The 12,495-nt window shown below is 39.8% G+C and carries 10 protein-coding genes; 4 read left to right on the top strand and 6 right to left on the bottom strand.

The features are described 5' to 3' along the window. Positions 1–48: 48 nt before the first annotated feature. From FTU02_RS10450 to FTU02_RS10425, 6 genes are all read right to left on the bottom strand, one after another. The gene (locus FTU02_RS10450) at positions 49–549 is read right to left on the bottom strand and encodes a hypothetical protein (RefSeq protein WP_180130755.1); all 501 of its coding nucleotides are present in this window, start codon (positions 547–549) and stop codon (positions 49–51) included. 834 nt (positions 550–1,383) lie between these two features. Further along, a complete protein-coding gene (locus FTU02_RS10445) occupies positions 1,384–2,208 on the bottom strand; it encodes a hypothetical protein (RefSeq protein ID WP_257232776.1) in 825 nt (274 codons plus the stop codon). 114 nt (positions 2,209–2,322) lie between these two features. Continuing rightward, the gene (locus FTU02_RS10440; protein ID WP_180157011.1) at positions 2,323–3,153 is read right to left on the bottom strand and encodes a DUF2971 domain-containing protein; all 831 of its coding nucleotides are present in this window, start codon (positions 3,151–3,153) and stop codon (positions 2,323–2,325) included. 439 nt (positions 3,154–3,592) lie between these two features. Further along, entirely contained in the window at positions 3,593–4,609 is a 1,017-nt protein-coding gene (gene ilvC / locus FTU02_RS10435; RefSeq protein ID WP_078192867.1) for a ketol-acid reductoisomerase, read from the bottom strand. Positions 4,610–4,717: 108 nt separating this feature from the next. Continuing rightward, positions 4,718–5,209, bottom strand: a complete 492-nt coding sequence (gene ilvN, locus FTU02_RS10430) for an acetolactate synthase small subunit (protein ID WP_078189625.1) — start codon at positions 5,207–5,209, stop codon at positions 4,718–4,720. After that, positions 5,206–6,933 (bottom strand): acetolactate synthase 3 large subunit, encoded by a 1,728-nt coding sequence (locus FTU02_RS10425; protein ID WP_078192673.1) that lies wholly within the window; start codon positions 6,931–6,933, stop codon positions 5,206–5,208. The genes ilvN and FTU02_RS10425 overlap by 4 nt, the downstream gene beginning before the upstream one ends. Before the next feature lie 699 nt (positions 6,934–7,632). Between FTU02_RS10425 and FTU02_RS10420 the strand changes: the two genes are divergently transcribed. The 4 genes from FTU02_RS10420 to holA all read left to right on the top strand — a co-directional run bounded on the left by FTU02_RS10420 (position 7,633) and on the right by holA (position 12,451). Continuing rightward, positions 7,633–7,974, top strand: coding sequence for a DUF4124 domain-containing protein (locus tag FTU02_RS10420; protein WP_257227485.1), 342 nt, complete (start codon positions 7,633–7,635; stop codon positions 7,972–7,974). Between the two features lie 127 nt (positions 7,975–8,101). Next, the gene (gene leuS, locus FTU02_RS10415; protein ID WP_180157009.1) at positions 8,102–10,723 is read left to right on the top strand and encodes a leucine--tRNA ligase; all 2,622 of its coding nucleotides are present in this window, start codon (positions 8,102–8,104) and stop codon (positions 10,721–10,723) included. Positions 10,724–10,924: 201 nt separating this feature from the next. Beyond that, complete coding sequence (gene lptE / locus FTU02_RS10410; RefSeq protein WP_078192675.1) at positions 10,925–11,458, top strand: LPS assembly lipoprotein LptE; 534 nt, start codon at positions 10,925–10,927, stop codon at positions 11,456–11,458. A gap of 9 nt (positions 11,459–11,467) precedes the next feature. Further along, entirely contained in the window at positions 11,468–12,451 is a 984-nt protein-coding gene (gene holA / locus FTU02_RS10405) for a DNA polymerase III subunit delta (RefSeq protein ID WP_180055669.1), read from the top strand. Positions 12,452–12,495: the final 44 nt, after the last annotated feature.

The raw sequence follows: 12,495 nt of genomic DNA, 5'->3' as shown, positions 1-12,495 counted from the left end.
AAAAAGAAGTTGACCCTAACTGTGTAGAATCAACTCCCTAAATTTGGATTAGTAAGCTACTTTGATATATAAAGTATCTTTGTATGTACCAGCACGTTGAGTCGCTGAAATTGCAGTTTTTGGAGCAACAGATACTGTGAAGTTATCAACACTCATACCAGCTACAGGTGTAGAGCCTATTGGATAATTCACACCACCTTTTGAAGTCGTGATTTTTGTAGCTACTTTATCAGTAGTCGTTTCATGTTTTACAAAAGTATCTGCACTTGTACCTGCATTCAGTGTAGATAAATTCAGTGTATATGGGGTGTTTGTTGTAACTTGAAAGCTACTAGCACCTGTATAACTGTCTTCAACGAGTTTGATGTCTTTACCTACCAAAAGCTCACATGCTTTCAGAATCTGTAACTCGATGTCGATTTCGCCTTCACACGGCGCACCGCCACATTGTTTAGATTCTTTTTTACCACCAGCGATTGCAGATGTTGCTGGAAGTGCTACGAACAATGTTGCAGATAGTACTGCGGTTAAAATTTTAGATGTAGACATTTCACTTCTCCATTCTCATATGAGATTTATTAGTATGTGCATCAAAGGATATTTATTAAGAAAAACTAATTAATCTTACTTTCCCTAGGTGCTGATTCATTCTTAATCATGTTGAGAAAAAAAGAACCTAAAATGGAAATTTCACACGAATATTCATGTAATATTATTTTTTACAAATATTTAAATTATGTGTTTGTAATATATTAAATATTTTTAATTTTTATGTTTTTATTTAATTTTCCTCTTTATCCCAAATTTTGGGGATTTTTTTCATATCCCTATTTTTTGGTATATTATATCTTATTGTTTTCATTAAATTTAGTAGCATTAAAAATAATATAGGCTGTTACATATTTCACCAAATATTTGTGAAATAGTTCAAAATAATTTTCAAACAAAAAAATACTACGTGAATATTCAACTATATTAATAGTAAAGACCGATTAAATTTAAATTTTAAATAGAATCTTAAATATATAATCACTACTTTCAGGTATGTCTTTTGAAACGCAATACAAGAATTACGTCACCAAATACTGAGCCTTTGTATTAAATTACAGGTTTTGAAACACGTCTTAGTTTCCAATGTTAAGCTTTTGTAAATCATATTTTCTTTATTGAAATTTCAGTTTTTGTTTTTCAAATTTTTAGAATCTCATTTATTACGTGATTTATCACATATATAGAAATTCACCGCCTCTCTTTCAACACTCATTTTACTTTGCTTTTTTATTCAAAATACGGACTACCTCTTTTAAAACTGCCTGAATTCTTCTTTAGAAAATTCTATAAATAAAAAAGCCCCAAGTTATGGGGCTTTTTAAAAAATTTAACTTACTCACTGACTGGATAAAGCAATCCTTGATCGACTCGAAAGATTTGACCTGATCCAAAGTCGATCTGCTGCAGCTCTCCTTTTAATTTTGGGAAGCCAGCAATTTTCTCCAATTGCGGTGAGCGTTGAAAATTCTTCGTTTTAGGATTGTACATCCAATAAATAAATCGCTTATCTTCTATTTTTCGACCATCAGAAGTGTCTGAGAGTACAACATCATAGTATCCATCAAAGTTTACATCTAAGAATCCCATACTACTCCCAAAGGCATTAAAGCCTTGTAATGACTGTAGTACCTCGCCATTTGACTTATTTATTACATCTACGCGCTTTAGAGATTTGCCATAAGGCTGATCTGCGGATTGCACTCCATAGAACTTAAACAACAGGATAGGTTTATCTACTGCTTTAAACGCAGGTTCAAACTGTAGATAACTTGTAGATGGTGATGCCGTTTTTTCCATCAGTTCAGCTTTAAACGAGCCTGTATTTGCATTCAAGGTTCCTGCCAATCGATAAGCAGTTGCCGCACTTTGTTCAGTCCCAACATTGACTGAATTCAGATCTATAAAATCAGCTTTTTGAGTCCCTTTAAAGTTAATTTGTTTGGGCTCTTGCAGATCAGTCAAAGTCCCGTGCGGATTCCATATACCAGCATACAAATCTAAGAAATAGCGTCCTTCAGTCGAGCGAAGCATCCGCTGCATGGATATCCGAACATCAGGTAAAGGCTTTAACTCAGGCAGTGTTATATCTGCCTCTTGTGCAAAACTCACCACTGGTAGACAAAGAGCGAGTAAAAGAGAGATTTTTGATATTTTCATTGCAATTACACACTCCATACAGCATGAATAATGCCTACTCTATCACAACCTAAATTCAACACAGATGACACAAATATAGGAGTTTTGAAACCACCTACAACTCAAATCATCAGATTAAATTGGAGTCGCTTTTAAAGCCCAAGTTTCCAAATCTAATGAAATGCATTTCAAACCAATATTAAATTGAATACATAGATCTTTCAGCAATTCAAACTGATCTACCTTATGATCAATTACTGGTTTCACAAGCTCTTGCTTTCTTCTAAGATCAATATATGCATTTTTCCCAACATATACTTCAACAAAGGCTTCTTCAGGCAATTTTAATGTATAAATTGGACGCGTTTGCAATTGGACTCTTTGCCAAAGTTGGTCATTGATATATGCATGTGTTTTTGTAGAAAAGTGATACCCGAATTGAGCATCGCTAATATTCTTTACAATACGTACTTCCTCTTCGTATGCCCATTCCTGCATTTTATAAAGCAAACCATGCTTTATTAAAACTTCTTCATTATCCCAATTTAAAATATTTGAATTTCCTACCGACATTAATTTTTCAACACTTGCCACATTGGCCTGCTTCGGCGCTGTTTTTAAATATCTCAACTCTCCTTTTGTTGAAGGAATAATAAATTGATCACCATCTTCAAAACCTGCTTTGCATGTGTCAATTCCGATCACAACACCTTTGTAACTATCCCCATAATGTGACCACATGAGTGGATTTAAAGCGGTTCTAGTCAAACTTAAAATCACATACTTTCTAGAAAACTGATTACGGAATGCCCCTATTGCTACGGATGTCGGTACATCCAAATCATAAAAACCAAAACCAGTGCATTCAAATGGGTCGTTAAAATCTTCTAAATGTGAAAAACCTAGAGATTTTGTTTTCAAAATCGTTAAAGCAGCTTCAAAACTCACATATTTATATAAAATCATTATTCTAACCCACGCTAATATTGGGTTCCTTGTATCATAAAACTCAAAAGATAATTAAATAAATTCTTTTCTTTGCTTACGATTTTGTTCGATTGGATCCAAAGTATGAACGATTACAAAACATTGTTTTGTACGAAGTACAACGAGGCAGCACACTGTTTTGAGTGACGCGTAAGGAATGAGAGCACTACTTTTCTATTTTTAAGGCACGTAACTTTAGATATTAAAAAACCCACTCAAAATGAGTGGGTCTTCGTATTCAAATCAATTGATTCAAGAAATTAGTTTTTCTCTTTATCAATGATTTTGTTCGCTTGGATCCAAGGTACGCAAAAATAGAAAAGTATGCTTTTCTATTTTTAAGGCACGTAACTTTAGATATTAAAAAACCCACTCAAAATGAGTGGGTCTTCATATTCAAATCAATTGATTCAAGAAATTAGTTTTTCTCTTTATCAACGATTTTGTTCGCTTGGATCCAAGGCATCATCGCACGTAACTTGTTACCAGTTACTTCGATACCATGCGCCGCGTTTTGACGACGACGAGCAGTCATAGAAGGATAGTTCAACGCACCTTCTTGGATGAACATCTTCGCGTATTCACCAGATTGAATACGTTTAAGCGCATTACGCATCGCTTCACGAGACTGTTCGTTGATTACTTCAACACCAGTTACGTATTCACCATATTCAGCATTGTTTGATACTGAGTAGTTCATGTCCGCGATACCGCCTTCGAACATTAAGTCAACGATCAATTTAAGTTCGTGTAGACATTCGAAGTAAGCCATTTCTGGTGCATAACCAGCTTCAACAAGAGTTTCGAAGCCCATTTTAACCAATTCAACAGCACCACCACAAAGAACTGCTTGCTCACCGAAAAGGTCCGTTTCAGTTTCTTCACGGAATGAAGTTTCGATAATACCAGTACGGCCGCCACCAACACCTGAAGCGTAAGAAAGCGCAACGTTACGTGCATTACCAGAAGCATCTTGGTGAACAGCGATAAGATCAGGTACACCTGAACCACGTTGGAATTCTGAACGTACAGTATGACCTGGCGCTTTTGGAGCAACCATGATTACGTCAAGGTCAGCACGTGGAACAACTTGGTTATAAAGAACAGAGAAACCATGAGCAAATGCTAGCGTTGCACCTTGCTTGATGTTTGGCTCAATTACGTCACGGTAAAGTTGTGATTGGAACTCATCTGGAGTCAAAATCATAACTAAGTCAGCTTGAGCTACAGCAGCAGGAACTTCTGAAACTTTAAGACCAGCATTTTCAGCTTTTTTCCAAGAAGTAGAACCAGCGCGTAGACCTACAGTTACGTCAACGCCTGAATCTTTAAGGTTAAGCGCATGAGCATGGCCTTGTGAACCATAACCAATGATTGCTACTTTTTTGCCTTGGATGATAGATAAGTCTGTGTCTTTATCGTAAAAAATTTGCATTGCTGTCTCCGCTAAAATGCTTTCGTTTCCTTTAACTTGATACCGTGATTCTGTTTGATTATTCACGTTTCAAGTACCTCACCCATAGGAGTGAGGTGAATTATAAAATTAGATAGTTAAAACTTTTTCGCCACGTGCGATACCTGAAACACCTGAACGTACAACTTCTAGAATTGTATTTTCAGCTAAGGCATCAATAAAACCATCTATCTTTTCAGTTGTACCTGCGATTTGAATGGTATATGTCGTTGGTGTTACGTCTACGATTTGTCCACGGAAAATATCCGCAGTACGTTTAATTTCTGCGCGCGCTGAACCAAGTGCTTTGACTTTAATTAACATCAATTCACGTTCAATATGAGCACCTTCAGACAAATCAACAACTTTAACAACTTCGACAAGCTTGTTGAGTTGTTTGGTGATTTGTTCAATTTTATGCTCATCGCCATACGTGGTTAAAGTCAAACGCGAAAGCGTCGGATCTTCTGTTGGCGCTACGTTTAATGTCTCAATGTTATAACCACGCTGAGAGAATAAACCTACCAAACGTGAAAGCGCACCTGCTTCGTTTTCTACAAGTACAGAGATAATATGTCTCATTGTGTGCGCTCTCCTTTGCCTAACCACATGTCTTTCATTGACTGGCCAGCAACCAACATTGGATATACATGCTCTGAACGGTCAACCATCACGTTAATAAACACGCACTTGTCATTGATCGCCATCGCTTCAGCAAGCTTCGACTCGAGTTCATCTGCATGGTCAATTTGAATACCTACATGACCATACGCCTCCATTAATTTAGGGAAGTCTGGAAGTGACTCAACATACGAGCTTGAGTGACGACCTTCGTAGTTCATGTCTTGCCATTGCTTAACCATACCTAATGCACGGTTATTCAAGCATAGAATTTTTACATTCAAGCCATATTGCTTACATGTAGATAGTTCTTGGATACACATCTGAATCGATGCTTCGCCAGTAATACACACTACTTGTTGATCTGGGAAGGCAAGTTTAGCTGCCATAGCATATGGCAAACCTACACCCATGGTTCCTAGACCACCTGAGTTGATCCATTGACGTGGACGTGTGTATTTGTAGTAAAGCGCACCAAACATTTGGTGTTGACCAACGTCTGAAGTAATGATGGCTTGACTATTGGTAATTTTATCCAACGCTTCAACAACTTGCTGTGGCTTCATCGAACCATCAGTTGGTTTGTCATAGTTCAAACCATGAACTTGGCGCCATTCATTGATTTGTTTCCACCAAGCCCCGATATCTTCAGGATTTGGTTTAGACACATTCAATTGTTTTAATTGCGCCAACATTTCAGTCAATACAGGCTCTACTGCACCCACAATTGGGATGTGCGCCATAATTGTTTTTGAAATCGTTGCTGGGTCAATATCAATATGAATGACTTTCGCATTTGGACAGAATTTCGCTGGGTTATTGGTTACACGGTCATCGAAGCGCGCACCTACACACAAAATCACATCTGCATTGTGCATCGTCATATTGGCTTCATAAGTACCATGCATACCCAACATACCAATGAATTGTTCATCATTGCCCGGATACGCACCAAGACCCATTAAAGTACTGGTTACTGGATAACCCAATAAATGTGCAAGTTCTGTCAACTGTGCAGAAGCGTTGCCTTGAACCACACCACCGCCTGAATAAATAATTGGGCGTTTAGCATGAATCAATTCATCAATTGCTTTACGAATTTGACCTGAGTGACCACGATGCGGCGGTTGATACGAACGCATTTTCACTTTTTCAGGATATTCGTAAGCAAATTTCTCTGCTGGATTCGTCGCATCCTTTGGAATATCAACAACAACAGGACCCGGACGGCCACTTGAAGCGATATAAAATGCCTTCTTAATAATCGAAGGGATTTCGCTTGCATGACGTACTTGGAAGCTGTGTTTTACGATTGGGCGCGAAATACCGACCATATCCGTTTCTTGGAACGCATCCTCACCGATAAGATGGCTTGCAACCTGACCTGACAAAATCACCATTGGGATTGAGTCCATATAGGCAGTTGCAATTGGAGTTACGGTATTTGTTGCACCAGGACCAGATGTCACCAATACGACACCTGTTTTACCTGTGACACGTGAGTAAGCATCAGCCATATGACCAGCAGCTTGCTCGTGGCGCACTAGGTAATGATTGATTTTTTCTTGTTGAAATAGCGCGTCATAAATATGGAGTACTGCGCCGCCTGGGTATCCAAAAACATGTTCAACGCCTTCGTCCGCTAAAGCGCGAACAAGCATTTCACCACCAGATAAAAGTTCCAACGTGATTCACCCTAATCTTTTTTCACGCACAAATGGAGGGCATTTGTCGTGGTTAATTCATTAACTGTGTGCTCTGTTATAGCACACAAATTTCATAGTTTTCATAGCAATAAGAAAAAAATCTGACCTGCTTGCTGTTTGAGCAATATGGGGTCTAAAACATGTTGGGATAAACATATTTTGTTGGCTTTGTTCAACGTCTCGGCTAGAGAAGAAGTCCATTGCTAAAATGCACTCATTCGAAGGGTGATCGATCTAAGGCATATAAAACTAAAGACAGCATTTTTGTAGTTTCAACCATTAAAGTCAAGTTTAAAAATGGGCTTTTTTCTGATTACTTACAGACCGTTTGCTTTTTAAGCACACTCCCGTTCTTTGCATTCTTTGTAGTTTGTTTATTTATAACCAGTTAGCATGTATTTAATAAAATACTTTTATAAATCTAATAAATAAATTAAATGAATTGCTGTGGGTTTTTAATTCAATTGCCTCACTTTCAACTTAAGGCATGGATTAAATGATAAAAACACAATATTTTGATTGCTTATTAATTCCACAATTCATCATTCACAAAGTTATTCATTCCACACGATGCCCCTTTTATCCTTTGTGCTAAAAAATGCATAGATTCTACTGTCAAAAAAGCGCAAAATTTTCAGCATAATTTTGCATGATCACTCTAACTATGGGACTGAATTTATGATGAAGAAGACGATTGCTCGCACTGCCTGTATTTTATCTAGCATGGCATTTTGCCTGACCAGTTTGGACCTTTCAGCGAAAGAATATTACAAGTGGGTGGATGCAAAAGGTTCAACGCATTACACCACCACGCCACCGCCAAAAAATGCGCAGCGTAAAGGTAAAGTGAATACCTATGGTGCAACAACGACTACGCAATCAACTCCAGCAAAAAACCAAGAAGAGGTTTCACGTGAAGCCGAACAGTCGAATGAACAAAATGAGCAACTAGCGGAACAACAACGCGAAGCCAATGCAGCGCTCCGCCAAGGTCAAGCCGTAGCCTCCGCACCACAATAATTTACGCCAAAGCCTTCAATTTTGACTTAAATTATTTACATCTACACAGCATCGCAAAATTCACTCTAGGCGTATTTTGCGCTATGCTGTAGCACAAACTTTTTAACCGTTATTTCTATTTACGTTTATGACTACTCACATTGACCCTGAATATCAAGCCAGTGCGATTGAACCTACAGTCCAACAAGACTGGGAAAATCGCAAAGCCTTTAAAGTTGCCGACCAAGTAGAAGGACCACGTCGTTATATCCTCTCTATGTTCCCTTATCCAAGTGGCAAACTGCATATGGGTCATGTGCGTAACTACACCATTGGTGATGTGATCAGCCGTTTCCACCGTTTACAAGGTGAAACTGTGCTACAACCCATGGGTTGGGATGCTTTCGGTTTGCCTGCTGAAAACGCGGCAATTGCACATCAGGTGGCACCCGCAAAATGGACTTTTGAAAACATTGATTACATGCGTAATCAGCTTAAAAAGTTAGGTCTTTCTGTAGATTGGGATCGTGAATTTGCAACTTGCACACCTGAATACTACCGTTGGGAACAATGGTTATTCGTTCAGCTTTATAAAAAAGGTTTAATTTACCGTAAGCTTTCAACAGTGAACTGGGACCCTGTAGACCAAACTGTTTTAGCAAACGAACAAGTTGAAAATGGTCGTGGCTGGCGTTCAGGTGCATTGGTCGAAAAACGTGATATTCCAATGTACTACTTCCGCATCACTGACTATGCGCAAGAATTACTTGACGATCTAGACACATTAAAAGACGGCTGGCCACAGCAAGTTTTAACCATGCAACGTAACTGGATTGGTCGCTCACAGGGTATGGAAATTACCTTCCCTTCAGCGAATCCAGACGTTTATGCAGATGGCTTAACTGTATTTACCACTCGTGCTGACACCTTAATGGGTGTGACTTATGTTGCAGTTGCAGCAGAGCATCCAATGGCACTTAAAGCTGCGGAAAACAACCCAGAGCTTGCTGCATTTATTGAAGAATGCCGTATGGGTTCTGTTGCAGAAGCTGATCTTGCGACTGCTGAAAAGAAAGGCATGGCAACTGGTCTTTCTGTGAAGCACCCAGTTACAGGTGAAGAAGTTCCTGTTTGGATCGCAAACTACGTCTTGATGTCTTACGGTTCAGGTGCGGTGATGGCAGTGCCTTCACACGATGAACGTGACTTCGAATTTGCCAACAAATATGGCTTAACCATCAAGCAAGTGATTGATGCCAAAGGTGCAGACGATGCAGACTTTGACGCAACCACTTGGCAAGAATGGTACGGTTCTAAAGAAGGCAAACTGGTGAATTCAGGCGAATTTGACGGTTTAGATTTCCAAGGCGCATTCGATGCATTCCTTGCAAAACTTGAGCCTCAAAAGCTTGCAAATGTAAAAGTTCAATTCCGTTTACGTGACTGGGGTGTTTCTCGTCAGCGTTATTGGGGTTGTCCAATTCCTATGATCAACTGTGAAAAATGTGGTCAGGTTCCAGTACCTGAAGAACAGCTTCCAGTTGTATTGCCAACGGACGTGGTGCCGGATGGTTCAGGCAACCCACTAAACAAAATGCCTGAATTCTACGAAACAACTTGTCCATGCTGTGGTGGCGATGCTCGTCGTGAAACAGACACTTTAGATACTTTCGTAGAATCGTCTTGGTACTATGCACGCTATGCATCTCCAGATTTCACTGACGGTATGGTGAAACCTGAAGCGGGTCAAACTTGGTTACCTGTGAACCAATACATCGGTGGTGTTGAACACGCGATTCTACATTTACTTTATGCACGTTTCTTCCATAAATTGATGCGTGATGAAGGTGTAGTACAAGGTAACGAACCATTCACTAACTTGCTTACTCAAGGTATGGTGCTTGCGGATACTTACTACCGTGAATCAGAGTCAGGTAAGAAAACTTGGTTTAACCCTGCTGACATCGATTTAGAACGTGATGAAAAAGGCCGTATCATTTCTGCGAAATATCAAGGTGATGGTCAAGACGTCGTGGTTGGTGGTCAAGAGAAAATGTCGAAATCGAAAAATAACGGTATCGACCCGCAAGCGATTATTGACCAATATGGCGCAGATACTGCACGTGTATTCATGATGTTTGCTGCGCCGCCAGATCAATCACTTGAATGGTCTGACGCAGGTGTTGAAGGTGCAAACCGTTTCTTAAAACGTGTATGGCGCCTAGCATCTGGTTTCCTTGAACAAGGCAACTCTGCTGCAAACATCGACAAAGCGACACTATCTACCGCTGCACAAGACTTGCGTCGTAAAACACACGAAACCATTCAAAAAGTGGGTGATGACATTGCACGTCGTCACGCCTTCAACACCGCGATTGCTGCGATGATGGAACTTCTAAACGCAAACAATAAGTTTGAAGTAAAAGATGATAACGATGCCGCTGTTGCACGTGAATCAATCATTACCCTTCTAACTTTACTTGCTCCGTTTGCACCACATTTAAGCCAAACCTTATTGGCTGAGTTTGGTATCGAATTAACATCAGCACGCTTCCCAGCTGTAGATGAATCTGCGCTGACTCGCAATACACAAACGATTGTAGTGCAAGTGAACGGTAAACTTCGTGGCAAATTAGAAGTGTCTGTCGATGCCTCTAAAGATGACATTTTGGCACAAGCAAAAGCATTACCTGAAGTTCAGCAATTCTTGACTGGTCCAACCAAGAAAGAAATTGTGGTGCCGAATAAATTAGTGAATTTGGTGGTTTAATTTAATCCCCCTAAATCCCCCTTTATAAAAGGGGGACTTCCCGCTCCCAACAAAAAATCGGATCTCCTCCCTTTTTTAAAGGGAGGTCGGGAGGGATTAAAAAACAATTCCCAAACAAAGCCCGTTGCGAGTCAACGGGCTTTGACTTTACAATCCACACAGGATTTCAACATTATCCCTTCGGGAAACAGAGGACACTTTATGCACTTGGTTCAACGTGTTGCTGCAATTGTATTAACTATGGGCCTGAGCGCAGGCATGGTCGGTTGTGGTTTTCATTTAAAAGGCACCAACCCTGCTGCTGTACCTGTAGCCTATTCCAATATGCGATTGGCACTTCCTGAAGATACAGATGACTTACATGAAAAGTTAGCGATTTATTTAGGTTCTGCAGGCGTGCAATTGAGCAATAATCAAAATGCATATGTCTTACATGTGTTGGATTACACTCCGCGACGTTTAGAACTCAATGGTAAATTGGTTGAAACTTTACTGCGTTTGAATGTGACGTTCCAAATTGAAGATGCCCAAGGCAACCCTGTGACTGAACCCCGCACATTGATGGCAACACGTAGCTACCAATACGACGTAGCAACCGTGAACACCGATGACCAAGAAGAAAAATATTTAAAACAAGTGATTATTGATGACATTGCACAACAGATCGTGCGCCAAATTTCATCAAACCGTTTACCAAAAGCGAACCCACTAACTGCACCAACCAAAGCTGAGTAATTTTGATTTATGAAACTTGACTATCTTCAGGCATTAAAACGTGTAGATGAAGCGCAAGGTGCCTGGGTGCTACATGGTCAAGAGCCATTACTTGAACAAAATCTCCTCGATGCATTTCGTAAGAGTTGGAACACTCGAGAAGTCGAGCGTCAACGGTATGACATTAGCTCTGCTGCTGATTGGAAAAATGTCTTTAATGCTTTAAATAGCTTGTCATTATTTTCCAGTCAACTGGCAATTGAGGCACATGGCAGCATTAAACCCGATGCCAATGGACTAAAATTGTTAAAAAGCTATTTGCAGCAAAATGAAAGTAACTTGCTGCTCGTGGTCATGCCGAAGCAAGACAGTGCGAGTTTAAAGACCAGTTTTTTCCAAACCATTGATGCCAATGGAGTCAATGTTGCACTGACTGCAAACTACCCTAAAGATCGTCAGCAAATTTTGGCCGTTGAAGCACAAAAGCTCGGCATTAAACTCGCCAATGATGCTTGGCAATGGCTAGAACAGCATCATGAGCACAACTTACTGGCTGCAAAAAATAGTTTAATGCGTGTTGCAGATACTTTTCCTGAAGCAGAGATGATCCAGATAGATCATCTGTACTCTTGCTTACAAGATCAGTCACGCTACACCACCTATGATTTAAATGATGCCATGCTGCAAGGCAATTTGGCGCAATCAATTAAAATTTTTCAATACTTAATCGCTTCAGGCGAGCCGATGTCGCTGATTTTATGGAGTATCAGTAAGGAAATGCGTTTGCTGATGCAACTGTTTGAGCAGCCACAAAATGCCTTGCAAATTGGTATTTGGAAAACCAAAGTCGGGCTGTATCAACAAGCGTTACGCCGTTTAAATGCGAACGATTTTTTGACTTGGCCTGCCCTATTACTTCGTTTAGACGCGTCAATAAAAGGTTTAGGTCATGAAAATCCTGAGCACTTGGTACAACAAGCTATTGCCAGCTTGTGTGGGCGCAGACTCTTTTAGTCTAATAAAAGGCTGTAATAACTTACATTCCAGTATAAAAGAAT

This window comes from Acinetobacter sp. YH12045, from assembly GCF_013419925.1.
GTDB classification, from domain to species: Bacteria; Pseudomonadota; Gammaproteobacteria; order Pseudomonadales; family Moraxellaceae; genus Acinetobacter; species Acinetobacter amyesii.
Note: the sequence above shows the minus strand (reverse complement) of the source record. Positions and strands in the feature narration are given on the sequence as shown.

Coding starts and splice junctions, on each gene's coding strand:
- FTU02_RS10450 (WP_180130755.1), bottom strand. CDS start 549: ATGTCTACATCTAAAATTTTAACCGCAGTACTATCTGCAACATTGTTC.
- FTU02_RS10445 (WP_257232776.1), bottom strand. CDS start 2,208: ATGAAAATATCAAAAATCTCTCTTTTACTCGCTCTTTGTCTACCAGTG.
- FTU02_RS10440 (WP_180157011.1), bottom strand. CDS start 3,153: ATGATTTTATATAAATATGTGAGTTTTGAAGCTGCTTTAACGATTTTG.
- ilvC (WP_078192867.1), bottom strand. CDS start 4,609: ATGCAAATTTTTTACGATAAAGACACAGACTTATCTATCATCCAAGGC.
- ilvN (WP_078189625.1), bottom strand. CDS start 5,209: ATGAGACATATTATCTCTGTACTTGTAGAAAACGAAGCAGGTGCGCTT.
- FTU02_RS10420 (WP_257227485.1), top strand. CDS start 7,633: ATGATGAAGAAGACGATTGCTCGCACTGCCTGTATTTTATCTAGCATG.
- leuS (WP_180157009.1), top strand. CDS start 8,102: ATGACTACTCACATTGACCCTGAATATCAAGCCAGTGCGATTGAACCT.
- lptE (WP_078192675.1), top strand. CDS start 10,925: ATGCACTTGGTTCAACGTGTTGCTGCAATTGTATTAACTATGGGCCTG.
- holA (WP_180055669.1), top strand. CDS start 11,468: ATGAAACTTGACTATCTTCAGGCATTAAAACGTGTAGATGAAGCGCAA.